General features: G+C 35.2%; 28 protein-coding genes, 1 pseudogene and 1 other annotated feature. Of the genes and pseudogenes, 22 read left to right on the forward strand and 7 right to left on the reverse strand.

Going from position 1 to position 25,697, the window contains the following annotated elements; genetic code table 11:
• Positions 1 to 13 precede the first annotated feature (13 nt).
• On the reverse strand, positions 14 to 421 hold the full coding sequence (locus ACM26V_RS03300) for a hypothetical protein (RefSeq protein ID WP_416150039.1): 408 nt from the start codon (positions 419 to 421) through the stop codon (positions 14 to 16).
• Positions 418 to 642 (reverse strand): helix-turn-helix transcriptional regulator, encoded by a 225-nt coding sequence (locus ACM26V_RS03305; RefSeq protein WP_416150040.1) that lies wholly within the window; start codon positions 640 to 642, stop codon positions 418 to 420. Before ACM26V_RS03305 ends, ACM26V_RS03300 begins: the two co-directional genes overlap by 4 nt.
• Before the next feature lie 309 nt (positions 643 to 951).
• On the opposite strand from ACM26V_RS03305, the gene ACM26V_RS03310 reads away from it, so the two are divergent.
• The 7 genes from ACM26V_RS03310 (at position 952) to ACM26V_RS03340 (ending at position 8,504) form a co-directional block, all read left to right on the forward strand.
• Positions 952 to 4,740, forward strand: a complete 3,789-nt coding sequence (locus ACM26V_RS03310; protein ID WP_416150041.1) for an AAA domain-containing protein — start codon at positions 952 to 954, stop codon at positions 4,738 to 4,740.
• Positions 4,733 to 5,470, forward strand: a complete 738-nt coding sequence (locus ACM26V_RS03315) for a hypothetical protein (protein WP_416150042.1) — start codon at positions 4,733 to 4,735, stop codon at positions 5,468 to 5,470. Before ACM26V_RS03310 ends, ACM26V_RS03315 begins: the two co-directional genes overlap by 8 nt.
• Positions 5,471 to 5,940: 470 nt before the next feature.
• Positions 5,941 to 6,159 carry a helix-turn-helix transcriptional regulator gene (locus tag ACM26V_RS03320; protein WP_416150043.1) on the forward strand — a complete coding sequence of 73 codons (219 nt, stop codon included), beginning with the start codon at positions 5,941 to 5,943 and terminating at the stop codon, positions 6,157 to 6,159.
• Positions 6,152 to 6,544, forward strand: a complete 393-nt coding sequence (locus ACM26V_RS03325) for a hypothetical protein (protein ID WP_416150044.1) — start codon at positions 6,152 to 6,154, stop codon at positions 6,542 to 6,544. The genes ACM26V_RS03320 and ACM26V_RS03325 overlap by 8 nt, the downstream gene beginning before the upstream one ends.
• Before the next feature lie 291 nt (positions 6,545 to 6,835).
• Positions 6,836 to 7,153, forward strand: coding sequence for a hypothetical protein (locus ACM26V_RS03330; protein ID WP_416150045.1), 318 nt, complete (start codon positions 6,836 to 6,838; stop codon positions 7,151 to 7,153).
• Positions 7,154 to 7,262: 109 nt separating this feature from the next.
• Complete coding sequence (locus ACM26V_RS03335; RefSeq protein WP_416150046.1) at positions 7,263 to 7,400, forward strand: hypothetical protein; 138 nt, start codon at positions 7,263 to 7,265, stop codon at positions 7,398 to 7,400.
• Positions 7,401 to 7,616: 216 nt separating this feature from the next.
• Positions 7,617 to 8,504: an alpha/beta hydrolase family protein gene (locus tag ACM26V_RS03340; RefSeq protein ID WP_416150047.1), complete on the forward strand. Its 888-nt coding sequence runs from the start codon at positions 7,617 to 7,619 to the stop codon at positions 8,502 to 8,504.
• A 163-nt stretch (positions 8,505 to 8,667) separates the two neighbouring features.
• Here ACM26V_RS03340 and ACM26V_RS03345 read toward each other — a convergent pair whose 3' ends face one another.
• Both ACM26V_RS03345 and ACM26V_RS03350 read right to left on the reverse strand, forming a co-directional pair.
• Positions 8,668 to 8,898, reverse strand: coding sequence for a DUF3231 family protein (locus ACM26V_RS03345; RefSeq protein ID WP_416150048.1), 231 nt, complete (start codon positions 8,896 to 8,898; stop codon positions 8,668 to 8,670).
• A gap of 191 nt (positions 8,899 to 9,089) precedes the next feature.
• Entirely contained in the window at positions 9,090 to 10,103 is a 1,014-nt protein-coding gene (locus ACM26V_RS03350; protein WP_416150049.1) for a DUF3231 family protein, read from the reverse strand.
• A gap of 323 nt (positions 10,104 to 10,426) precedes the next feature.
• Between ACM26V_RS03350 and ACM26V_RS03355 the strand changes: the two genes are divergently transcribed.
• From ACM26V_RS03355 to ACM26V_RS03365, 3 genes are all read left to right on the forward strand, one after another.
• A complete protein-coding gene (locus ACM26V_RS03355) occupies positions 10,427 to 11,668 on the forward strand; it encodes an MFS transporter (protein ID WP_416150050.1) in 1,242 nt (413 codons plus the stop codon).
• A 166-nt stretch (positions 11,669 to 11,834) separates the two neighbouring features.
• The gene (locus ACM26V_RS03360; protein WP_416150051.1) at positions 11,835 to 12,770 is read left to right on the forward strand and encodes an acetamidase/formamidase family protein; all 936 of its coding nucleotides are present in this window, start codon (positions 11,835 to 11,837) and stop codon (positions 12,768 to 12,770) included.
• Positions 12,771 to 12,791: 21 nt separating this feature from the next.
• Positions 12,792 to 13,220 (forward strand): GNAT family N-acetyltransferase, encoded by a 429-nt coding sequence (locus ACM26V_RS03365; protein WP_416150052.1) that lies wholly within the window; start codon positions 12,792 to 12,794, stop codon positions 13,218 to 13,220.
• Positions 13,221 to 13,732: 512 nt separating this feature from the next.
• Here ACM26V_RS03365 and ACM26V_RS03370 read toward each other — a convergent pair.
• Positions 13,733 to 14,248 carry a hypothetical protein gene (locus tag ACM26V_RS03370; RefSeq protein WP_416150053.1) on the reverse strand — a complete coding sequence of 172 codons (516 nt, stop codon included), beginning with the start codon at positions 14,246 to 14,248 and terminating at the stop codon, positions 13,733 to 13,735.
• Positions 14,249 to 14,756: 508 nt separating this feature from the next.
• Here ACM26V_RS03370 and ACM26V_RS03375 point away from each other — a divergent pair.
• From ACM26V_RS03375 to ACM26V_RS03430, 12 genes are all read left to right on the forward strand, one after another.
• Positions 14,757 to 14,996, forward strand: coding sequence for a hypothetical protein (locus ACM26V_RS03375; RefSeq protein ID WP_416150054.1), 240 nt, complete (start codon positions 14,757 to 14,759; stop codon positions 14,994 to 14,996).
• A gap of 90 nt (positions 14,997 to 15,086) precedes the next feature.
• Entirely contained in the window at positions 15,087 to 15,266 is a 180-nt protein-coding gene (locus ACM26V_RS03380) for a hypothetical protein (protein WP_416150055.1), read from the forward strand.
• Positions 15,267 to 15,359: 93 nt separating this feature from the next.
• Positions 15,360 to 15,926, forward strand: a complete 567-nt coding sequence (locus ACM26V_RS03385) for a DUF4256 domain-containing protein (protein ID WP_416150056.1) — start codon at positions 15,360 to 15,362, stop codon at positions 15,924 to 15,926.
• Positions 15,927 to 16,260: 334 nt separating this feature from the next.
• A complete protein-coding gene (locus ACM26V_RS03390; RefSeq protein ID WP_416150057.1) occupies positions 16,261 to 16,809 on the forward strand; it encodes a DUF5412 family protein in 549 nt (182 codons plus the stop codon).
• A 181-nt stretch (positions 16,810 to 16,990) separates the two neighbouring features.
• Positions 16,991 to 17,203 (forward strand): hypothetical protein, encoded by a 213-nt coding sequence (locus tag ACM26V_RS03395; protein ID WP_416150058.1) that lies wholly within the window; start codon positions 16,991 to 16,993, stop codon positions 17,201 to 17,203.
• Between the two features lie 74 nt (positions 17,204 to 17,277).
• Complete coding sequence (locus tag ACM26V_RS03400) at positions 17,278 to 17,508, forward strand: hypothetical protein (protein ID WP_416150059.1); 231 nt, start codon at positions 17,278 to 17,280, stop codon at positions 17,506 to 17,508.
• A gap of 78 nt (positions 17,509 to 17,586) precedes the next feature.
• Positions 17,587 to 18,510, forward strand: coding sequence for an alpha/beta hydrolase fold domain-containing protein (locus tag ACM26V_RS03405; RefSeq protein ID WP_416150060.1), 924 nt, complete (start codon positions 17,587 to 17,589; stop codon positions 18,508 to 18,510).
• A gap of 180 nt (positions 18,511 to 18,690) precedes the next feature.
• Positions 18,691 to 18,954: a binding site (T-box leader), on the forward strand.
• Positions 18,955 to 19,052: 98 nt separating this feature from the next.
• Positions 19,053 to 19,640, forward strand: a complete 588-nt coding sequence (locus ACM26V_RS03410; protein WP_416150061.1) for a GNAT family N-acetyltransferase — start codon at positions 19,053 to 19,055, stop codon at positions 19,638 to 19,640.
• Between the two features lie 176 nt (positions 19,641 to 19,816).
• On the forward strand, positions 19,817 to 20,497 hold the full coding sequence (locus ACM26V_RS03415; protein WP_416150062.1) for an HAD family hydrolase: 681 nt from the start codon (positions 19,817 to 19,819) through the stop codon (positions 20,495 to 20,497).
• 231 nt (positions 20,498 to 20,728) lie between these two features.
• Positions 20,729 to 21,844: a serine hydrolase domain-containing protein gene (locus ACM26V_RS03420; protein ID WP_416150063.1), complete on the forward strand. Its 1,116-nt coding sequence runs from the start codon at positions 20,729 to 20,731 to the stop codon at positions 21,842 to 21,844.
• A 47-nt stretch (positions 21,845 to 21,891) separates the two neighbouring features.
• On the forward strand, positions 21,892 to 22,479 hold the full coding sequence (locus ACM26V_RS03425) for a hypothetical protein (RefSeq protein ID WP_416150064.1): 588 nt from the start codon (positions 21,892 to 21,894) through the stop codon (positions 22,477 to 22,479).
• Positions 22,480 to 22,916: 437 nt separating this feature from the next.
• Positions 22,917 to 23,300 carry a hypothetical protein gene (locus tag ACM26V_RS03430; RefSeq protein ID WP_416150065.1) on the forward strand — a complete coding sequence of 128 codons (384 nt, stop codon included), beginning with the start codon at positions 22,917 to 22,919 and terminating at the stop codon, positions 23,298 to 23,300.
• A 328-nt stretch (positions 23,301 to 23,628) separates the two neighbouring features.
• Here ACM26V_RS03430 and tyrS read toward each other — a convergent pair.
• Positions 23,629 to 24,510, reverse strand: a pseudogene (gene tyrS / locus ACM26V_RS03435) (tyrosine--tRNA ligase); the annotation flags it as partial.
• A gap of 113 nt (positions 24,511 to 24,623) precedes the next feature.
• Positions 24,624 to 25,523, reverse strand: coding sequence for a M23 family metallopeptidase (locus tag ACM26V_RS03440; RefSeq protein WP_416150066.1), 900 nt, complete (start codon positions 25,521 to 25,523; stop codon positions 24,624 to 24,626).
• Positions 25,524 to 25,697: the final 174 nt, after the last annotated feature.

Raw genomic sequence — 25,697 nt, forward strand, 5'->3', positions numbered from 1 at the left:
TCCGTTTAATTAATTAGATTCGTTTTACTACAAGTACACCTATACCGATTAATATGTACAAAACCATCATGTAAACTATTAACATTCCAGTTTCAATTGTATGAACACCCATTGCATAGAGGGCGACTAGCAAAGCGCCACTTCCTATTAGAACAAAATAAAGAACAATTAAAAAATACCTTTTCATCAGCAATAAAATTCGTTCATCTACATCAGGTACATTACCATTACGTTTTTTACGCCATTTTGCAAACAAAGATTGAATAATGATTCCACCTACTGATCCTAATATAACGGCACCAGCTAATTCAAAGCTGTATTCTCCTTCTTCTTTTCCAATCAAATAGACTCCTAATAATCCGCCAATTATTATCATCCCATACAAAAAGCAATAAATCATTATTTCATATCGTTTCTTCACGGTTGTTCCCCCTTTTTTAATCTCTCTTCCAGATAGAACATTTCTTCTATTGGTACATCAAAATATGCAATCAGCTTTAATGAAAGTTCCAAACTTGGGTTATATTTATTTTTTTCAATGGCATTTATCGTCTGTCTTGTGATTTGCAAGTCCTCTGCCATTTTTACTTGTGTAACCCCTCTTTTTTGTCTAATTTCCTTAATATGGTTAATCACCCTCAAATTAATCACCTCTTAAAATGTAAAGATATCTTTACATTTAGTTTAAAATAAAATTATTGATATGTAAAGAAATGTTTACATATTATTTTTAATTATCTTCTTACATCTACACCTTTATCCGGAGTTACAGTAAGAAAGAGAAGGAAAATCTGAAACTCTCTACTTTATCAGGAAAGTCTTTTAAAACCATTATTATATTGAAATCTATCAACTAAGATATGCTATAATCTAGTTTCGGATAAAAAACGAGAATTGTAATTAGTGAGGGACAAGGGAGCTTCCGGTGTCCCTATTGGAAGCAGGTGAAACATGATAAACAAACATATTAAGGCATATCGCTGCCCAGTGAGATTAACAAATAAGGCCAAGGAGAAAATGCGAGTGCTTGGGATAGAGCGGTCTTTTTTTTCGTTGGAAAAATCATTTCGAATTTACATAGAAAAATATCCACAGACAGCGGATCGTGCGCTTTCTGTCGCATTGTTTTTTGATAATGACGAAAATAAGAATTTGGCCGATACGTATGATCGTCTTGTCGTCATTCTTCATTGTGTCGTGGAAAAGGACAGTTTCATAGTGATAAATGTGACGACGAAATCTGCGCGTTCACCGGTGCGAACAAACTGGCGTCAAGCTGTCGATCTTACATTTGATTTGAGTGAACAGCGAGGGAGTTCGGTCCCGCTTGACTTGCTGAATTTACTTGATGATATGCAGGTAGCGCAGGATAGTACGATGTATGTGAAGAAACGAATTACGAGTTGGGAAGGTTATTTGAAAATTCAAGAACGATCCGCCGATATTCCGGACATGGTGACACGATTTACAGGACTTACATTCAACGGTGATTTCAGCCGTGTAACGATTTCTGGTTGCGAGTTAGCTGATAAGGAATGGAAATCACTGAAGAATTTGAGCGTCAAATATAAGGGGATGGACAAGGACATCGGAAAGGTTTTGAAAGCAAATCGCTCTGCTCGTAAGGTAGAAGTAGAACTAAATAAAAGTATGGAGAAACGAGCAAGAGAGGAACGGCTAGACCTCCATCATAAAGAAATAATCTTCAGTAACTTTGCCGCTTTAAGCCAAGTGAAGCGCCTACGGCAAGGCTTTAAACATTTAGAAAATGGCCTAGCGACCAATCCAGAGCTAGAACAACTGTTATTTGAAAACAATCCCCCCGTTCAACCGCCGAAAAAAATCGCACCGCTGAAGTTTCATAGTCGATTGAATGAATTTCAGCAGGGTGCTGTTGAAGGCGCGGTTGCTGCGGAAGACTTATACGTCATTCAAGGACCACCTGGAACGGGGAAAACAACGGTCATATCTGAAATTTGCCTGCAAAATGCGAGAGCGGGGTTACGAACACTCGTCGCATCACAGTCAAATCTAGCGGTTGACAATGCGCTCGGGCGTTTGTTGGAAAATAAAGATATTCGTATTCTTAGAGTAGGTCGTACGGAAAGTATTGAAGAAGAGGGCAAAAAGTATATTGAAGAAAATGTAGGTCAGTATTGGAAGGAACATACGTTAAAAGAAGTCTCTACTCAATTCGACACAGGGAAAAAACGGGAAATAGAAATAGAAACAGAGCGGGTGGAGAATGAAAAAGAAAAAGAGAAGCTAAAGCCCTTGCTTACAAGATTGGAAGCGGAGGTCGAAGCGAAAAAGAAAGCGAAAGAGCAATGTAACGAAATCGAGTCCTTTATTACAGAGCAAAAAAAGACAGTCGATGCGACTTCTCAAGAGAAAAAAAAGGTTCAAAGCAATGTGGAGGAGATCGAAGAATCTCTTCGTAAGTTGACGAAGTCGATTGAAAAAGATGACATCTTTCTTACCAATCAAGCCGAACCGGACATGATAAAAAAGCAAATTGATGAAAATCAACATAGGATTCAGCAATTGCTAAAAAGCATCGCCGTTCAAGAGCTGGAAGACAAAATCAAGGAACGGAAACAAACGGTTGATCTAGCTACTACTGAATGTGAAACAATAAAGATGGCTATTCAAGAAACGGATGAATTGATTGTAAAAGTAAAGGACGCTAGACAAGTCGATACAATAAGATGGATGGTCCTTGAACAGAAACTCGAACGCACGGTAGATACGCAGGAGTTATTTGAAGAGATGAAAGACATTCGCAAAGAAATGAACCAATTCCAAAAATTAAAGGAATACAATGACACACTAAATCGAGCAATTTCCTATATTGAAAAACGATTAAACGAGCAGCAAATCTCGATCGAGCAGATTCAGCAACGATCGACTCAGCGATTGTCCGTATATACGGCAGGTGAGATCGATCAGTTTTTAGAAGAATTAAGAACGAAGCTGAAGGGTGATTCCATCTCTAAGCAGGTGCTCGTGACAGATTTGGAAGGGTTATATCGCAGAAGGCACTTTGTGCGGCAAAAAGCTGAACGGTTAACGCCATTTGATAAGATGAAACAAATGGCACAAGAAGTCTTTGCACAGTTGAAGCAGAAAATGCTCGGCCAACTCAAATCTAAGCAAACTGTAAACAAGAGATCTTATGAAAAAAGGCAAAAAGCGATGGATGCACATAACACTGAACTGCAATCTATTCAAGAGCGTCATGAGCAAATGATGGAGACGGCAGAACAGATCCCAAATGCTAAAGAACTACTCCCAGAGAAAGAAGCAAAAATGACGGATCTTAAGAAAAAAATCGAGCAATATGAGCAAGTGAAAGATCAGTTTGAAACAAAGTGTCACAAGCAAGAAAAACAGAGGAGAGGGCTTGAGGAAGAGAAAGAAAAACTTGTAGAAATAGAGGGACAGCTTGCACACCTAAATAGTTTGATTAAGGAAAAGGAACAAGAACAGATTCCTTTAAACGACATATTGCAGACCGAACCAGAGAAAGAGCACGAGGAAAGATTAAAACAATGGGTGAGTCTTTCATTTAAGTGGGATTCTTTAAAGAAGGAGAAAGAGAGACTGCCGGTTTTTCAATCGATTCAAGGGCAATGGATCTCCTTGTTAGAAGAGGCAAATGAACACGATCTAGAGGAAATCCGCAAGCTCTATGTGAAACATGCCAACGTCATTGGAACGACATGTGTGGCATCAGCAAGAAAAGATTTTATCGATAGCTATCCCGAATTTGATGTCGTGATTATCGATGAAGTATCGAAAGCAACACCACCAGAGCTGCTTTTGCCGATGCTAAAAGGGAAAAAAATTATCTTAGTTGGGGACCATCATCAGCTTCCACCTTTATTAGGAAACGATACGCTAGAAGAGACGTTGCAAGAAATGACGGATGATACCGACGATTTTGAAGGGAAAGTAGAATTAAAAAAGTTATTGAATGAATCGTTATTTGAGAGATTGTTTAAAACGTTACCGAAAACGAACAAAACGATGCTTGCGATTCAATATCGGATGCATGAAAACATTATGAAAGCTATTGCACCGTTTTATGATCAAGAGAACGAGCAGCTTCGGTGTGGGTTGACAGACTCAGATTCCGAGCGTGATCATTTGCTTGAATCGCCGCTTGTTCAGCGCACAAATCATCTTTTATGGCTTGATATTCCGAATGAGACTAGATTTTTTGAAGAGCGAATGAAAGGTGGGAAAAGTCTATATAATCCCGCAGAATTGAGAAGGATAGAAGGTTTTCTGAAGGAATTGGATGAGGCAACGGCAGAAGCGAAGCGAGTGGGAAGAATGAAAGCGGATGAGCAAAAAAGCATTGGCGTCATTAGTTTTTACGGGGAACAAGTCAAAAAAATCGATCGTCTGATCCAGCAAGAACTACGTTTAGATCACTTGACGATTCGCACTGGAACCGTCGATCGTTTTCAAGGCATGGAAATGGATGTGATTCTGTTAAGTATGGTGCGAAACCACGATAATAAACAGGCGGATATCGGCTTTGCCAATGACTATCGTCGATTAAATGTTGCCTTATCAAGAGCGAAAGAAATGCTCGTTTTAGTCGGCAGTACACAGATGTTTACCGAAAAGGCGAAACGAGAAGATACAAGACAAATGTATGCGCACGTGTTAGAAGTGGTTAAAAAACAAGATGGACTACGAACGGTTGAAGGGGTGGTGCAGCATGGATAAAGTCATCAATCGTTTACGTGCTAGGTTGCTTGAGAATCCGGTAGTAGAAATCAAAGAAACGGCTTGGTGGAGTGTGCCCATTACGGTTTTTGACACATCGTTTACACGTGTTAAGCGGTCTAAGATGGATATCTTGATGAAAATGATGATGATTGCATTTCAGCAGACAGATATCAGGCGTGCGGCTAATTTAACAGAAATGTTGTTAGTCGATGAGCTTTTCATTTCCGATTTAATGGAAAAAATGCAGCGGTGGGGACAGGTTCGTGTCGAGAAATCTATTTTCAAGCTTACTAAAAAAGGGCGAGAGCAGTTAGAATCTGGGATTATGGAAGAAGAGGTGGATGCAGAGAATAGTGAGCTTTTTTACAGTGCGACGCATGATGCATTCTTGCCGGAGACGAAGAACGATTTTGAAAAAAAATGCCCGTTCTATCGGTATGTGGACACGGAAAAACGTGTTGATGATCAGCGAATCTTGCAAGTTCTTTCAGAGCAAGAGAATCGATTGGATGAAAATGGCTTTCAAACGATCGTGTCGGATGTTCATCACTTTGAGGAGCGGACGGTTCAGTACGCTCCATGTCTGGAATTTCAATTGTACAATAAAGAGCAGGATATTTTTTACGCTCGCGTCTGGAATACGTGGCTCGAACGCTGGGATGATAAGCTCGAGAAACAAATCGAAGAAAAAGAACGAGTCGAATGGAGAGAGAAATGGATGGAATGAGAAAATGCAGCCTCCTTGGGGCAGTATATATCCTCTTATTATCATCAATGCTCAAATGAATTAGTGGGGGAAAAAGGTATGAAAAATTTACAATCATTGAGAAGGATTCAGATACGTTTGTTTAGATTGAAAGCAATAAACTATTAAATCCAATCTACAAACAAGCATCATTAAGTTTGGAAAATACCACAATAATAAACGTAAATGGTGATGAAATAGATTATAAAGAGTTGGTAATAGGAGCTAAAATTAAAGCTGATTTTAGACCACTAGTATTACTTAGATATCCTCCTGGTTTAGCTACGTGGGAGATTAAGCTATTGAACTAAAGGGTGCCGCGATAGCTAACGATGAGAATTGGTAAGAAATAATTTAAAATAAGGTGTAAAATATGTTTGACATCTTTTCTGCCTTATTCTAGAATATAGGTGTAAAAATATTTTTACATCCATTTCTTGGTGGTGAATTGAATGCAAAATCGGATCAAGAGTTTTAGAGAAGGGAAAAGAATTTCCCAAGGGAAGTTAGCAGAGTTATGTGAAGTAAGTAGACAAACAATCAATGCTATTGAAAACAATAAGTATGACCCCAGTTTGCAACTTGCTTTTAATATATCAAGACAATTGGGAGTCGCTATGGAAGAATTATTTATTCAGCCGAATGAAAAAGGGGGGAAGAGAATTGAGTAAAACTAAAAAAATCTTCATTCTAATTTCGTTTATATTATTAATAGTGGCTATTGGATTATCTTTATACTCTTGGATTCAGTTAGAAACTTTTTATATAGCACCTATTGTAATTTTATTTACTACTTTAGCCATGTTCTTTCAAGCACTTAATCTTCATGATCCTGAAGCTGGGAATAAGAATGACGAAATGACCGACCATATAAAAACCAAAAGTGGAAGAATTAGCTATGTCGTGTTATTGATATTAGCAGTATTAATCCTGCTAATTAGTGAGGGTGGCTTTAATGCCAATAACATGGACAATATACCATTACTTCTTGTCGTTGGTCTCATGTTAATAGTACAACCTATCACTGAGTTTTTATATTCAAAAAAATATAAATAACTAAACAATCTAATTAACTACCAACACAGGCGGGTCATTCTAAGAATCGCTTTTTCTTCTTGAAGAGGTAAAGTTTGGCAAAATTAAAAGGATTGATTTATTCTGTTAAGTAATGTAGGTATCCCAGGGTTAATGTTACTTTTGATTATTCTTGCTGTAATTGTTTATTGGAGGTATTTGGTTATTAGTTCGTTTGATCTCAAAAAATAACTAATAATTTTGTGAAGAGGTGTACAGAGAGTTAGTTGAATTGGACCAACTAGTCTGTTTTTTTTCTATGGGGTGTAAATAATGAATGTTTTACTGTATTTTATTGGACCGTTGATAGCCGTTTTGATTGTTAATACAATAATGTCGGTATTATATAAGGATGTAGAGAAAAAGGATAGTGGTTTTGTATTAAACTATCATAAATTAACTTACAGAAGAAGGTTGATACGTTCCTTGTGGGGGGTTCCAATTTTATCCCTTTTATTTCTATATATATATTGGGTAGGGGATTTAACCTCAAAGGAATACATAATCATCGGAATCATTTTCTTCCTCCTAATCTTACTGGACATCGCTTATGATTATGTGAAATGGAAAAAGAATGAGAAGAAAGAGTAATTTATTGGGAATAGAACCTACTTACCTCCCTGAAAGTTTAATATCAATTATTACACCTAATAAAGAGCTGGGCCATGGGGTGAAAGACTGGCAACCCATTCTTAAAAGATTGGAGAGGACATTGCGTGATGAAATGAACCGCGCATTAGATCTCTATTTTGAAGGTGAGATGAATGATTTGAATGAGTATTTAAGTAATCGTGGTATCATTGAGGCATTTATTGACGCACTTGATGACGTTCGTTAAGTCACGTGTATTGTAAACTGTTCCTTATGTCATTGAGCATGTGGCATAAGGGGATTGTTATAAATTAAGAGGTAGAAGTTTATAAGCTATTAAAAAAATTGGTAACTAGTGTTAAATATAATTACAGGTTGACCTAAGTCACTATAGGGGATCGTCACTATGCTCGGAGTTCAATTTGTCATTTGGTGGCGTTTAAATTACTAGGGGGATAAGTCAATGGCGGCATTGGAGCAGGCTGAAGCAGTAAAACTAAAGGTGACAGATGGTGTGACTTTGAGTGGCCATTTATTTAAGCCGACTGGACGTACTTCGTATCCGCTGATTGTTTTCGTGACGGGATCTGGCGGGTTAACATACGAGCTTGACTGGCAAAAGAAACACTTCTATTTTTGCCGAACACTTACAGATATTTGTCTCGAAGAAGGATACGCGTTGCTGTTAATTGATAAGCGCGGGGCCGGTCAGTCGGAAGGGAATTGGAGAAAACAGAGCTTTTACAACAGAGCGGAAGACATAACTGATGTGTTGAGGTCCATGAGACAACGTCCTGACATCTTGGACAATCAAATTAGTGTGGCAGGTCACAGCCAGGGGGGATGGGTGGTTCAGCTGCTTGCTTCCCGTCATCATGATCTCATTAAATCTGCCCTTAGCATCGCGGGCCCTGCTTATAGCGTAAAAGAACAAATCGCGGATAACATGGAAACGGACTTAATTATGAAACGCTATCCTCGTTTAGTGAACTGGGTTCTTCCTCTGTATAGAAGTTGCCTTACTTCTTATCAAATGACTTCCAAAGTGTGGAAAATAGGTTATTTGAGTTACATTCTTGATTACGATGCGAGAGAAACCATCCCTAACATTAAGGTGCCGACTTACTTTGCGTTTGCTGAGAACGATAATCTTGTGCCGTTGGAAAAAAATGAACCGTTGGCCCACGAATTACTAGCAGGCGTCAATGTTCCTTATATAATAGTGACAGCATCAGGGGTAAATCACAGCTTTGCGAAGTCGGAAAAATACCAGTCTTGGGATGATATTGAATCAAAGCCAAGTGAGGAATTGTCCAAGCTGATCAGAGATTTTTGCAGATGGACACGGTAAGATATGTAGGAAGATAACGGCTATCGATTATGGAATTGATTAAAATGAGTTTCGCTTAGTAAATATGAGTTTGTGGTACCTTTCTCTTGCATTATTAGTAACTGTCTTTAAAAATTTAATGAGAATTAAAATAGCTAAAAAGACAGTTGCTAACTCTATTGCTTTAGTTTTGTTTTTCAATCATTTTTTTGACTAGTTTTTTTCTGTCCTCAGTCATTGGAGCTTGTTCCATCCATTTATTCTTAATCATAATATCCATCCCATCTGACATATATACTCCTAGTTCTGCTGATAGCCGAGAGAAGTGCATGGTCAAGTCTGCCCGTAGAGAGGTACCAATAGCAACACCATAAAAGCTGATAGAAGTTGAGCTAAAAAGTGATTTATGGTACATCAATAGTCGATCTGAAAACGGTGGAATTGTTGAATTACTAATTTCAGCATCATCTGATTTTGGATGGTAGCATGTAACTGTAAATACAAATCGCCATTAAATCATTCTGATACTGTGACCAAATATTTGCAATTTCAGGAGCGGTTCCTTATTAGTAGATTGAATGTCCATTTTATAACCTCCAGTGAATGTTAAGATTCGTAATTCTTCTTTGCTAATTCATCACGGTCAAGTGCCCTCGGTGGTTCTTCTAACCAGCCATTCGCAATCATCATTTTTGCACCGTCATCGGCAAATCTAGAGATTTCTCCTATCAGCCTACTGTACATTACTCCAATGTCTCTTCTAGGACTCGCTGATATACTTGCACCGTAATACCCGATACTAAGAGCGATTAAGCCTGTAACGAAAAATAATAAATTTTTGTCAGAAAATGTATGTGTCGTTGACTCTGTCACTTCTGTATCCCATGTCGTAGGACTTGGAAGGTCATGTTCATTTAAATAAGCCCCAAATATATCACAATGCTTTTGTGCAATTTCTTTTCCCCTTAAAATATAGTCAGTCACTTCACTTTTATTTGCCACTTGACTATACCCGATCATAGTCGCTAAACCTAGTGCATTCCTTTGGAAGTTTCCATATAAGTTTGTAATTTCAGTACCCAATAATGGTCTTTTTTCGCCGAAATACCCGGAAAGAAAGCTTTTCTTTTTAACAAAATCGACATTTTCAGGTGTTGGAAGATAGGGTGGCTTAATATATAAACCCTTTGATAACATGACTTTATTGGTTTGTCTTATAATCTCATCTGATTCACGCAAACAGTTACTAAAAAATTGATAAATATCATCTCTTATCGCAAAGGGTAATGCCACACTATATGCATTAAGACCTGTTTTACCTAGAGCATTTGCAGCAATTAAACAATAGGTATCAGAAAATAACCGTGGAGCACGAATATCTACATCTTCATTTAAGTTGAAGCCTTTTGGAACAGGATAATTTTCTTTATTTAGTATTTCTCTTATTTTTTTGATATGTGTTTTTGATATATTTAAAACATGCAGAATCAAAGGTTTGATTTCTTTATCCTCAGTATGATGTAATTCGTGTTCTAAGTGACAAATGGCACCACTATCATTCATATAAGTAGCCCACAAATGGCTTATTTCAGCAGAAGTTAATTTCAATTTCCCTTTCATCTCCTTTCTGTTCCTCCTCAAAAAAAAAATTAAGTTAACGATCATAACTTGCCCTAAGTTTGTATGATTTATGAGAAATAGGGGCTATTTCTTTAATAAATGACATCATTTATTTGTCAAAAAAATCAAAATTAGTAGCAGAAATTTTAAGTTAGAAGTCGCCGGTGGAGGTTTTCGTAGCTAATCTAATCATTGGATATAGGGAAGATTGCTCTGGTGTAACTGGGGTCAACCGAAAGAACCGTCCCCTTGGTCACCTTTGGTCATCATCTCATTGTCAATCCATATACTTGGATTAAAAGCTACCAGGGGAGGAGATCTCATTGGACAAAGACAATAGTCGATTTAGATGGGTGATTTTTGTTTTTGTACTGTTTACTTATTTAGTTATGGCGAGCCAAAGAACGGCCCCAGGATTAATTACAGAACAATTAATGAGAGATTTTCATGTAACTGCAGCGACGATTGGATTACTAGCAAGTATACAATTTTTTGTGTATACAGGGCTGCAAATTCCAATGGGGATCCTGGTCGATCGTTATGGTCCTAATTTTTTTCTGATCACAGGTGCGTTATTTACCGGCGTGGGGACAATGATTTACAGTCTCGGTGAGCATGCATTTGTCTTGTTTTTTGCAAGAATACTGACGGGACTGGGTGATGCGACGATTTGGGTGAGTATGGTGCTAATTTTAGGTCAATGGTTTACGAAACAGGAGTTTGTTCGATTAATTGGTGTTGCCGGAATGACAGGCAGTCTTGGTTTCCTTATGGCAACCGTTCCTTTTTCGTTTTGGATTGACATACTTGGTTGGAGGGGAGCCTTCTTTTCTGCCGGGGCACTATTATGTGTTTGTAGCTTGATTCTTTATTATTTACTCATAAAAAAAACGAAGCAGTTTTTTCCTGAAGATAAGGTTATTGAAAAGAACGAGCGTAAACGGGAGAAAACTGGCAGGTTGCTTCGAAGGATATGTTCTAATCCGCAAGCTTGGGCTTTATTTTTTTGTCATTTCGGAGTTGTCGGCGGGTATTTGGGGTTTATTAGCTCGTGGGCGGTGCCTTATGGGATGAATGTATATGAAATGACACGTTCAGGCGCCAGTCAGCTGATTATGATTGGGCTTATTGGTGCACTTATTGGAGCGCCATTAACTAGTTGGATATCAAGTCAATTACAAACAATAAAATCACCATATAGGATTGTACATATCATCGTTTTCATGAGTTGGTCATCTTTTCTATTATTTAACGGAAAACCACCATTTTTTATGATAATTATGCTTTTTTTTATCATTGGCTACGGATTTGGAGCAAGTGCCTTAACGTTTGCTCTTGTTCGTCAATTGTTTCCTAGTATTGAAGCAGGGATCGTTTCTGGCTTTGCCAACACAGGTGGATTTCTAAGTGCTGTATTGCTACCAAGTATTTTTGGATATGTACTAGATCTCCAGTACGCATCAGGCAGTATTATTGATGGATACTACTACGGGTTTATCACTCCAGTTGTCTTCTCTCTAATTGGCTTAATTGGTGTAAGCATGATTAAAGAAAAAGTCGAGTAGGAAGCGCAGGGACGGTTCTCTTGCTTCCTTCGTATTACGAAATAAAGGAAGCTGGAGAACCTTTTTCTAGTTATATAATTGTCACTCTAATCAAAATATAAAACATCACAAAATATATGTTAAAATTATACAAAAGATAAAATGACTTTGTACAAGGAGCTAATTCATGACTACCTATAATGTAGAACCTCAAAAACAGACACTTCACGGCTCTTTTTCGAAAAGTTTCAAACCAATATTGACAATAGCGTCTGGTGATTCCGTTCGGTATTCTACTCTTGATGCATTATGGGGACTAGAACCTTTTAAAATAGCAGGGGACCGAAAAGTTTTTGAAACAGAAGACTTAAAACAAAATAGTGGTCACGCCCTTTGTGGACCAATAGTCATAACTGGTGCAAAGCCAGGTATGGTTCTAAAAATTAAAATTAATGAAATTCTTCCAGCTGCTTGGGGATGGAGTTTTGCAGGGGGTTCAAATCAAGTCAAAAAGCGACTAGGTCTAGAAGAACAAGATACGTATCACTTAAATTGGGATTTGGATACTAAAAAAATGATTGGAACAAGTCAATTCAATCATCGAGTTTCTTTATCACCATTTATGGGGACTATGGGTATGCCTCCAAATGAACCAGGAATTCATTCAACTATTCCTCCAAGATTTTGTGGAGGGAACATTGATTGTAAAGAGCTAGTTGAAGGTAGCGTTTTATATCTGCCAATTCCTGTTTCAGGAGGACATTTCTCAGTTGGGGATGGACATGCATTACAAGGTGATGGTGAAGTTAGCACGCAAGCGATTGAATGCCCAATGGATGTTGTAGATTTAACTTTTACACTTATTGATGACTTGAATCTATCTATGCCACGTGCAAATACCCCAGCTGGTTGGGTTACATTTGGATTTCACGAAGACCTTGATCAAGCTTGTTTCATTGCACTTGAAGGTATGCTAGATCTTATGGAAGAATTGTACGGTTTTAGTCGTAAAGAAGCTTATACTTTAGCTAGTTTGACAGTAAATATGAGAATTACTCAAATTGTTAATGGAAAGAAAGGAGTCCACGCAATTCTACCTCATGATTCGTTTAAGGATAAGTGAACAAGATGGGAGAAATAAGAAATGCAACCAATTATAAAAATAATGAAATCCGATTCTGAAATTGTGTCTACTTTTAGCACGTTTAAACAATTACGTCCTCATTTAACAGAGGATAAATTTTTAGAAAAAATTAGAAGGTTACAAGATAATTATGGTTTTAATTTAGTTGCCGTTATTGAAAATAGTGAAGTTAAAGCATCTGCTGGATATAGGATTTCAGAATCTTTAGCTTGGGGAAAGTTTTTTTATGTAGATGATTTGATTACAAATGAAAAAAGCCGTCGAGAAGGATATGCAAAAATGCTTTGGGGTTGGTTAATAAGTCAAGCGAAGGAAAATGATTGTGAACAATTTCATCTTGATTCTGGTGTGCAAAGACACGATGCGCATAGATTTTATTTAAAAGGTGGGTTAGATATTAGTTGTCATCATTTTCAAATGTCTCTTTAACTAAAATGTAAATGAGTATGTTTTTTTTCATGATATTAAGGTTCTAATTTAAGCTCAAAAACAGTTATGTATAGGAGCAGAGTGTTTTAAAAACTGTTTTGGATGATAAAGAAAACTTTCAATATGAATGTAACTAAATGGGAGTCTCTTTTTAGTTTTAGAGAAAATAAAAGTGTTTACTATATTCTTATTTTCCCTTATTTGTTAATACTTGTATTAATGGTACCACTAAGTATGTTTTGGTTTGACTTAATTAACTTTGAATATAGTTTCATTAGTTCTATATCTATTGTTGTGTTATTAACGATTAGTGGAATAGTTAAATTTTCTAAACTTAATGATATAGTACAAGAGAAATTATCATAATCTGGAAAAGAGTAAGCTGGTCTGTGGTGCCAGCCCTCCAATGCTTTAAGCACTAGGTAGCAGGCACCTTTTATAAGTTACATTTTCATTCTTAGTGGTGTGGAGCGATGGATAAGTGACAAGCGGAGTGCAATAGCAATAAGAAATTAGTTTTCTTCAACATTTACAATAATTTCACCAAATAATTTATCGCCAATATAAACTTCTAATTTCCATAATCCTGGTGTTAGAAATTCCATACTCGATGGAACGTGCGTATCAGCTCCATTATTTGGACTGATTCCGACATTCGGGTATTCCCAAACACTTCGCATATTGTTAAGTAGAACTTTGTGTTCCTCACCTTTTTCGTTAATACCAACAACTTTTAAATTCCCTTCAAATTCTTCTTTTTCTCCCCAAAAATGCCACATATATTTATTACCTTTTCCCGCTATAATTGGATTTGCTTCTGCTTCTCCCTCTTTGCCAGAACCAACTAAAAAACCAATTCTTTCTTCCTCACCAACCAAAACATATTCTCCTTTTGTTCCATCTCCAAACGTAACTGGAATATGAATAGTTGGACTAACTTCCCAATCCTCCACTTTTATTATATCTGTTTTTACTGAACAACCTATTAACATTCCTATTAAAAACAAACCTAAAAAAACTTTTTTCATAATAACCTCCTCATATATTAGACGAATAACACACCATTTAGTTTCTTAATATTCATATTATATTTAATTAGGATTGGATATATATGTTAAAATAGAAGTCGAGATATAGTCAAATTGTGTTGAAAGTCACTTAAACAAACGGTGAATTTAGTGAGAAATTTGCTCAATACTAGTGTAATATTGGTATTAAGGAAGATTTTGATATTTTTAGTGTAAAAAGCATAATTTGAAGAGGAAAACATTTTATGAAGAAAATATTAATAAATTTAATTATAGTTATATCATAGATATATTGCTTAACATATATCTTATTTGGCTTTTCTAATGATAGTTTTGTAATGCGCGCTGTTACTGGTGTAACGTCGACTATTGTTTCTGTTAGTCTATTGTACTTCTGGTTAAAGATTCTTGATAATAAAAAAATAAGTAGATGAAAAAGAATAGTTTTAAAAGTGAAGCCTTTTATAGTGAATGACTTACATTTAATCAAATATAGGGAGATAATTTAATGTTGGATTTAGATAAAATAAGAGAAAAAATCATTACTTTAGATGACTCAGATGCTAAAAGCATTATAATGATGATCGCTGCTTATTTAGAAATGGCAGATGACGAAGAAAGTACTTTTACAAGCGATAAATGTGTACATCAACTAACAAAACTATTAAATGATATCCTGAACCAAATTTACTTAAAGAGATGTATAAGAAAAAACAACAAGAAAATTAATAAAAAAAATCACGTATAGTTAAGATATGTTAATATTTATTTGAAGCATTTAATCCACTTTTCGAATATATCGTATTTAGTTATTTTCAAATGAAAGGACTGTATAAAAATGGAAGTTAATAACTTTAAAGTAACACCTGAAAAACTGAAAGGTAAGACAGTGGAAGATGTTGCTGTTACTACTAGTGCGGTCGTTCTTAAATTTACTGATGGTACCTTTTTAGACGTTTATCTCGATAAGTCTGCACAAACATTAAAAACATCGACAAACAAGCTAGAAGATCAATAGAATGATTTTTTTCTTTAACGATAGGCTGCGATAGCGAACAGCGTTCCACTAATGATAAACCGTACCGTAATGAAGAAAAAAGGAGAAACTACTATGACAAAAGAAAATAATGAATTGACTCTAGACCAACGGGAAGAACTACTCACAACATTGAGAACCCGTTTCGAGAAAAACATGAACCGACATAAAGGTATTGATTGGGATAAAGTACAAGCAAAACTTGAAGCGAATCCTGAAAAACTATGGTCTCTCAATGAAATGGAAGTAACTGAAGGGGAACCAGACGTTGTTGGCCAAGATAAAATGACGGACGAATACATTTTTTATGATTGTTCAGCAGAAAGTCCTAAAGGTCGTCGGAGTGTTTGTTACGATCGTGAAGCTCTGGAGTCGAGGAAAAAGTTCAAACCAGAAAATAATGCTATGGATATGGCAAGTGCCATGGGCATCGAAATCTTGACAGAAGAACAAACCCGAGACTTACAGAAACTTGGAAAATTTGATTTGAAAACGTCGAGTTGGGTGCAAACACCTGCTAATATTAGAAAGCTTGGCGGAGCGCTCTTTTGTGATCGTCGCTACGACAATGTCTTTGTATACCACAATGGAGCAGAGTCCTATTATGGTGCAAGAGGTTTCCGTGGTTCGCTAAAAGTCTAAATCTGACAGCTTAAAGTTCTCACGTCTTGGGAGAAGAGTAGTAAAAAATAAGTTGCAATTGCAGCTTATTTTTTTATGCCTAAAAGCTAGGAGATGGATCATTAAAGGGAACTATGATTACTTTTATCAATATAAAAAGGGTACAAATGAAATAATGCAAATTGATAGTATTAACGAAGATACAAATCAAGAACTAAACTATAGTGAGTAAAGAATAAAGAATGAATTTGGATATATCCCCCTTTTTATATAAAATTATTTGGAAATTAGTGTTAAACTAAAGTAAATCCTTTAATATTGTTACCGAACTTAAGAAGGGGAGATTATTATTTTCGTGCTATTTGGTTTATTAATTTTTGTCATTACCATTATATTATCTTTGATTCTGTGTGCTAAACTAATTATTTCTTTCATTAAAAAGAAGCCTTTTCCTAAAAAATTACTGATTGCAACGTTTTCTGGGGTTGTTCTAGTATCTTCCATCTATACATATGAAATGTACTTTTTTACATTTAATAAAATTGATAGTGGTTCCATCCAAAAGGGACCAGGACCTTTAACATCAGCCACTGAACAATTCACAGTTAATGCTTATTATGAACCATATGGTGGTGCAGCAGGTGGTGTTAACGTATGGGTTGAAATCACAAACAATAATGAGAATGATAAGAATCAAACTGTTTATTATGGTGATGCAAAAACTGATTTTTCTTTGAAGTGGGTGGATGAAGATACACTGTGCATTCAAAATGAAGAACCTAGTTATCCAAATTCAAATAGAAGTATCGAATTAGAAATTGGTAAAGAGATTTATCATGGAAATGGCTTGGCTTGTAAAAGCTTGATAATGAAAGATGAATATGAGACTTGCTACCAAAACTAATTAACATGAATCTCAAAAAAATTAGAACGTCAAATTTTATAGTAATGCGGAAATTTGCTTAAAAATAGATTAAACGGAGTTGTTTCTAGGGTAAAACTAAAAGTAGTATGTCTCATTTTTGTCCTAGCTTTTATGTTACAAACGGGCTAACTATTGAAATATAACTTAAGGAGGGATAGGTTTGTTTGTCGGTCGTATTTTATACTTATTAGGAATGGCATTTGTCTTTTTTAGCATAGTGGTTCTGATAATGATGCAGTTCAGTAGCGGAGGGAATATGCTAATTCCTCTATTTGCTTTACTTAATGGTTTTATTGCAATGGGTATTGGTGATTTAGTAATTGATTTAAACCATAAAAAAAGTTTGGAATTAGAAAATAAGATTAAAGAATAAGATGTATTAGACAATTACTCATGTTGAGTGAATATAGGAAGCTTAAACATTATATATTTGGGGAGAGTGTCTTTATGCTGTGGATAATCACACAGAATGAGAAAAGTTTGATGAATGTAAAAGAGGTTGCGGTCAGCGGAAAGTATATTGAAGGCGTTATAGGCAGAGGTTTCTTCAACGAATGGAGTAAAACACTAGGAAAATATGAATCTAGCGCAAGAGCAATTGAAGTTCTAAAAGAAATATATATGAAGATTGAGGAGAGCAACAGTAATTCTGTCTCTTTCACTATGCCTAAAAACTGAAGATTCACTATTTCAACAAACAAGGCGTTCCTTAAACAAGGGATGCGTTCTTTATATTTTAAGGGGATGAGATAAAAAGTGGGTGTACAAACATATAGAAAAAGACGGTCAATAAAAAGTTATTTTTTTGAAAAATATTTATTTTTACGAGGCACAAAAAAGGGATTTTCGAGTGTGGAAAACACGACAAAATTCATTGAACAAAGAGGCACAGAAAACACAAAGCCGTATGTTATTGAAAAAGTCACGTTTTCTAGCAGTATAAAAGAACAAATAATAGAGGACATAAAAGTTTTTACATTAAATGATCAAAATTCTCCACATCAAAAAGTTATCCTATATATCCATGGTGGTGCTTGGACGAATCAACCTTTACATTTTCACTGGATATTTATGGACAAATTGGCTCAATCATTAAACGCCAAAATTATTGCTCCGATATACCCTAAAGTGCCTCACTTTAACTATAAACATACATACCCCAAAGTGTTAAACCTGTATAAAGAGATGCTGAAATCTGTTGAAAGTCCTCAGCAATTGACTATTATGGGAGATTCGGCAGGTGGAAATATATCACTAGGTCTGGCAAATCTTTTAAAGCTAGAAGATTTGCCACAACCAAAAGACATCATATTATTTTCTGCATGCGTTGATATGGTTTTAGACAACCCTCTTATACCAGGATACGAAAAAATCGATCCTATGCTGTCAGTAGGAGGTATGCCAGTCATTACAAAAATTTGGGCGGATGATAAAAATTTAGACGATCCATTAATCAGTCCAATATACGGCGACTTTCATGGAGTTGCAAAAGTGACTCATTTTATTGGCACACACGAAGGTTTATATCCAGACGCATTAAAATTTGATGAAAAATTAGCAAAACAAGGAGTTGAGATTAATACCTTTGTTTATCCTAAAATGAATCATGTGTTTGTTGTTATGCCAATCCCTGAAGCGAAAGATGCTCAACAAAAAGTTATTGATATAATTAGGGACTAACTGCGGTCATTTTAGTAGTTTTTTATAATTCAATAGGGGGGCTGACTTAGTCTATAGAAATTAATAGTCTGGAGGAATAGATACATGTCAAAACATGAAAACGAAGAAATGCTAGCATTCTAATTACATATTGTATTAATCTTAATTAGATGTAATAATAAGGTAAATAAGTGAAGAACACTAAAGGCAATGATGAGAATAGTAAATCAATTCTATTTTTTACAGAGAGCTTCGGAAGCTGAAAAGAAGCATTGAATTATTGATTGAACATGGTCTCTGAGTAGCATAACTGAACTCTATAATTAGAGTAAGGTTGTGACGAATTTGGCACTCGTTATAAACGTCAGGGTATATGAACATAAATGTTCCGTACTTATTAAGGCTAATCATGTGAGTGATAAGTAAATTAAGGTGGTAACACGGGTATAAAACCTCGTCCTTAGACAATATTTTTGTCTTGGGACGAGGTTTTTTGCTTTGTCCTGATTGTGTAAAGAGCACTAACGATGAATGGTGAAACTAAATAAAAGGAGATGTTAAAAATGAACGTTGCTCATAATGAATTGATAGGTAATTTTGTAAAAGTAGTGCCAATGGAAACAACTCATATACAAGAGTTATACGAAATCGGTAAAGATAAAGCTATTTGGACACACTCGCCCTTTGTTGTCACCCTTGAAACAAGTGATGATATGAAATCTATTGTAGAAGAGGCATTATATCAAAAAGAACTTGGAACAGAATTTCCATTTGTTGTTATACTTCGAGAAAATGACAAAGTAATTGGAAGTACACGATTTATGGAGATATCAGATAATAACAAAAGTTTAGAGATAGGATCGACATGGCTAACACCATCTGTTTGGGGGACTCAAGTTAACGCAGAATGTAAGTATTTATTATTAAAATATTGTTTTGAAACCCTCAAGACTATTCGAGTTCAACTTAAAACAGATGAAAAAAATAGTAGGTCTCAAAAAGCAATAGAACGAATTGGAGGGGTGAAAGAGGGTATTTTAAGGAATCACATAATTCGAAAAGATGGAACATACAGGACCTCAATCTTATACAGTATTATAGATAGTGAATGGGATGATGTGAAAAATAAACTGCAATTTCTTCTTGAATAATGTGTAATGTTCATATAATAACCCGTCTATTTTTTTCTTATGTGATCGATTGTCCTCAAGATCTTATTGGTCATGAAAAAAGAACTTTCCAGTAATTACTTTTTGAAAATTGGATATATCCCTTAATTTAATAAGTTATTTGGAAAGTTATGTTAAAATAAAGGTGGAGGAACCATATGTCTATTAAAGCGATATTTTTAGATTTTTATGGAACGGTTGTACATGAAGATGATGAAGTTATAACCTATATATGTGAGCAAATAAAGGAAAACTCTCAAACAGATGCAACATTAGCAGAAATTGGGGGATTTTGGTGGGGAGAATTTTCAGGTCTATTTATTGAAAGTCATGGTAAAAATTTTACACATCAAAGAATTTTAGAAGAGACATCATTAAAAAGTACACTTTCGCATTATCGATCAAGCTTAGATGAAACAAAACTGTCAGAGTTGATGTTTAATCATTGGATGAATCCACCTATATTTCAAGATTCAATCGAATTTATAAACCAGTGTACATTTCCTATTTATATACTTTCAAATATTGACCGTATTGATATTTCGGAAGCTATTAAATTTCACGATTTATCAGTTAAGGATATAATTACAAGTGAGGACGTGAAATCATATAAGCCTCGTCCTGAGATGTTTGAATACGCTTTAAAAATAAGTGGGTTCGTTCCAAATGAGGTCGTCCACGTTGGAGATTCGCTATCAAGTGATGTCGCAGGGGCAAAAAATATGGGTATTAAAAGCGTATGGGTAAATAGAAGCAATAGAGAATTCAAAGGCAATATTAAACCAGAGTTTCAAGTTGGAAATTTAAAAGAGGTACTGAAAATTCAAGAACTAGTTTAAAGATAAAATGCCGACATATTAGCTGGTAAGCAGGCAAAAGTACATACAATCGGAGTACAATGGTTGCCGAATTACTAAACAGAGGAGTTTAGTGTTCAGCCTAACCAAATGATAATTAATATAGAAGAATTAATTAAATCAATTTCTTATTGAACTAAATAGAAGAGTTTCATGTTTTACTCTTGTGTTTACTTAATGCTAGCTTGTGAAAATAAGTGACTGAGAGGAATTATGATGAGACCAACATACATCCGTAATTTTGAAAAAACAGTATCTGAAGCCATGAAGAAATATCATGCACCTGGTATAGTAGCGAGGTTGTTAGTCAACCGAGAAATTGTTTACAGCAAATCATTTGGTGTATCCAAAATCGGAGATATTCCAACTCCTTTAACAAATGATACTATTTTCTCAATTATGAGCATTACAAAGAGTTTTACTGCTACTGCCATAATGCAATTAGTAGAAAAAGGAAGCATTTCATTAGATGATCGGGTCTCTGATTACTTGCCGTATTTTCATATTAATGACCAAAAATACATAGAGAATCCAATAACCATAAAACAGTTGTTAAGTCATACCGCGGGTTTTCCAGAGTTTTATCCAATTGTGTCATTACAAGATCGGAATCTTGTTAAATTATATCGAGGAGCTCCGCAGTATGAAGCAATCATATCAAAATTTCCTGATGAAGTATTAAGTAAAATAAAAAATCGTGAAGATATTACACGATACTTTGAAAATGTGCAACTGCAATACAAACCTGGGGAAGATTGGCAGTATTGCACTGACGCATATGTCATTGCGGGGGATCTTTTAGAGAAAGTAACAGAGATGTCTTGGGAAGGGTATATAAATAAGAATATTTTCAACAGGCTTAAACTTGGTAGCACTTTTACTGATCCTACAAGATTAAACGAAGAAAGTAACAAGACTCATTATTACACATTAGATGAGTCATCATTAATGGAGATGCCGATGCCTATAAATCGTATCTGTGCTCCAGCAGGTTTTATCTACTCCTCCGTAAATGATATGACAAAGTATCTCATTTCTCATATGGATTTTGATAATAGCCCTTTACTTAACAGAAATAGTCTAATGGAAATGCAAAAGATGATTGCTCAAAGAGAGCGGAATTTAAGCTATGGCTTAGGCTGGCGAATTCGAAATTATCATGATCATAAAATTGCAGAACATGCAGGTGGCTACCCAGGTGTTGCAGCGTATGTAACAATGATTCCCGAAAAAGGATTCGGTGTAGTTCTTTTTTCCAATTGTGATAAGGTGCCTGTTAAGGTTTTTTCTGAAAAAGTAACCGAGGAATATATTGATTCAATTTGCTGAATTAATTGGGTAATCGATCAGATCTTTAAGAAAAATATATCTGTTTGATGAACTATATTTTAACAATTCCTGAATGGGTAGCGAATAGAGTGTCTTTTAAAGGGGTGAGTACAATTAAAGTTAATGATTTAATATCTTGGATCAATACAATAAGGGTTATATTAACAATATTTATTCTTTGGCTATACATTGATAGTCTTATTTTAAAAGGGAATTATAAGACTCTTTTAGAGTTACAGGTAATAGGAAATACTTCTGTCGTCATACCAGACTTCACGCCCTATCAATTTACAATTATCCAAACTATTCCTCTTTTTATACTTGTATTAATAGGCACAGAAAGATTCATAACCATATTGAAACATATACAAAAGGAAGGTACAGTATTTGATAAAAAAATAATACATATCTTAAGAAAATTAAGTGCTCTAATACTTTTTTTCGGAGCAATAAAAACATTACTTAATATCTTGGGAAGCGTAGCAAACTTATTGCCACACAACGCCTATGGCGTAAATATTGTAGTTTATATATTCCCAATAGATTACGTAGTCGGATTTATTGTTCTACTAGGGTTTACTTATATCCTAAATTTAGGCATTAAGCTTGAAGCAGAAAATAATATGTCTATCTAGGATTGGGTTATGGGACAAGTTAATTGAATGTATACATTTTCTGGGATTTCATATTTAGATTGGATAAGCAATAATTTAATTTGTTATACCTAATTTATCAAATAATGTAAATTCAGTACCACACCATATTATATTGATATGGTGTATTTTTTTCGATGATATTCTATAAACTATCGCATCAAGCCTAGGAAGAAATCTCAACCATAAATATTTCAAACAATGGATTAATATAACTGTAGTTAAACTGTCGCATGGAAATTTATGTTAAAATAGAGTGTGGTATCCGTGAGTATATTGAAAAAATTAAACTTTCCAGAGGGAGGTTAGCATGCAAAGACAGGAGTTACCGTTAATAGTTGAAGCTTTATTTCGTTTAAGTGAGATAAATAAAGTTTTAAATTAAAAAGTGATACAAGTATAAGAGGGAGGAATTAGTTATGAAAAAAAGATTCCTAACGTTATTTATTTTATTGATAATTTTTTTAAGTGCTTGCGGTCATAATACTTGGGTGTTAGAAAAAGATAGATTGAGTGAAGTGGGAGGTGTAGCAAACTATGTGGAACAACTACAAAATAACCAATCAGATTTTCGAGGATTTAGAGTATTTACAATATCAGAAGGAAAAAAGATGGTGGTTGTTTCAACTGGTTCGAGTGACCAAATTCTGAGTTTTACAGGGGCAGACGTTTCTAATAATACAACGATAACAGTTGAAGAAGAAAATAAGCAGTCAGATGAGGAAAACTCTTATATTTTAATTGGGATAGATAAGATTGAAGGCGAACTGTCAGTAGTCGGCGAGAGTGGAGAAGAATATTAAGCATGTAAAAAGAAAAAAGTAAACAACCAACGGTGAACTGTCCGATGCCCCGCTTTCAGGTTGAATCATGTGAAAATCATTTTATTTTAATGGAAGGACACAATATGCTATTTTCTTTTTAAAAAATTGATTATATCCAATTAGCAGCACCTATAGGTTCTGAAAATAGCGCAAGAAAATTTTTCTCTGGGGTATTAGGATTTGAAGAAATAAAGAATCCCGAAGTGTTAAAAAAGTGTGGAGGCGTTTGGTTTTCCTTCCACTTTTAGCTTATGTTCCCATTGTTGCTCAGTAAAAAGGTACAACAAATCGTTGTACCTTTCAAATACTAAATAGTTATTTTTAAAAACTTCCGCTTTCCAACTTGTATTATTAAATTATTTGTAATCGATATTAGTAATTGATTATCTTCTATTTTTTCTCCATTTATCTTGACCCCTTTATTTTCAATCATTCTACGTGCCTCACTTTTTGAGTTCAATAAGTTTAATTCCACTAATAAATCTATAATTTGAAAGTCTTTTTTCCCATTCCAATCTACCGTTGGAATATCATCAGGCAGCGTACCTTGCTGGAAAACGGAGATAAATCCCATTTCTGCTTTTTCGGCTGCGTCTTTTCCATGATACATACGAACAATGGTCTTTCCTAACAACATCTTAGCATCTCTGGGATGTAACAGACCTGATTCTAGATCTGATTTAGTTTTCTCTAGTTGGTCTGGAGTGAAATCTGTTACGAGTTCAAAGTATTTACCCATTAATTGATCTGGAATGGACATTGCTTTCCCGTACATGTCCTGCGGCTTATCGTCAATACCGATGTAGTTTTTCTTTGATTTGGACATTTTTTCTACACCGTCAAGCCCCTCCAATAGTGGCATAAGCATTGCTACTTGTTTCTCTTTACCAAATTTCTCCTGAAAATGCCTTCCCATAAGAATATTGAAATGTTGGTCCGTTCCGCCAAGTTCGATGTCAGATTCTAATTCTACCGAATCATACCCTTGCATTAAAGGGTAGAAAAATTCGTGTAAGGATATTGGTTTTCCTAAAGCAATTCGTTCTTCAAAGTCATCTCTTTCCATAAGCCTTGCTACGGTAATTTTACCAGCAAGGTTAATGACGTCTTCAAAATTTAATTTAGACAGCCACTTAGAATTAAAATGTAGTTCTACTTTTTTCATATCCATCACTTTTCCAAATTGCTGAGTAATATTATTTGGTGCCTGGTGACACTTCCTGTTTTTTGTCGAAAAATAACCCAGTTTAATAAGAACTGGGTTATAAATCATAGATCCTATTGTTCCGTTTGTAAAACCAATTATCTTATCAAATCGTTCCTAGTTAAAAATTCATCATTAAAGACAATTGGAATCCCATTACCGTCTTTTTCAGCGTGGATATGTAAATGAGGTTCACTAGTGTTTCCAGAATTCCCAACTAGGCCTATAGGTTCCATCTCTTTAACACTATCACCTTCAACTACTTCTAAACTATCTTGTTGCATATGGGCAATATAAACTTTCGTATTATTTTCCACACATGATATCGCCACATAATTACCTTCGGGGTGTTCCGGATCCATTTCAGGAGGATTCAAGTCAGCTAGATGATTTCTGGACTCTAGCACTTCTCCATCACATGGACTATAAAGGACATCACCATAAATAGAATATTTGTCTAATTCTTCCGGATAAAAACCATTTGCTCGTATGCCAAATTTATTCAGTTTTACGATATCTAGCGCAAACTGTTGAGATTCGTAAGCGTTATGGTAATTCAGCTGAGTGTGGCTGCCACCGTGAGCAATATAGTACGTCCCATTATTAAGTGGAAAGGCTAATTCAATTTCTTGATGTTGAGTAGTATAGCCAGTCAAAGCACCCGCATTATAGAAACCAAAAATGATAACAAGAAAGGCATAAATACTCGTATTTAGTTTTTGTTGTCGAGTCAGTTTAATACGAAAAGGTAATGGTTTTATTTTCTTCACAGAAAAGAAAAGACTAACTAATAACAATAGAATAAAGATGTACCGGATATAATAACCAACCCAGTCCCAACGTCCAGTTTGATATACCCAACCGATAATCATAACAGTGGCCAACATCTTAACGATCCACTCGAACTTACTGCTATCTTTTTCATAAAAGAGTAATATGATAAAAACTAGTGGCAGAATCACTTGAATAAAACCAATTTGTATCAGAGGTGAAAACAATATGTATTCCTCCTTCACAAAAATATTATTTTATAAAATAGTTTATGAATGGAACTATTAAAAATTATAGTACAGAATTCATACGATTAAAAAGCATTTTCGTTTCATTTGTGATTTTTTCTCTGCAAAAATTTATGGGACAAGGTACCTGTAATCTGTACCCTTTTCCGGATG

Origin of the sequence: Salipaludibacillus sp. HK11, from assembly GCF_047795645.1 — a bacterium.
GTDB lineage: Bacteria > Bacillota > Bacilli > Bacillales > Salisediminibacteriaceae > Salipaludibacillus.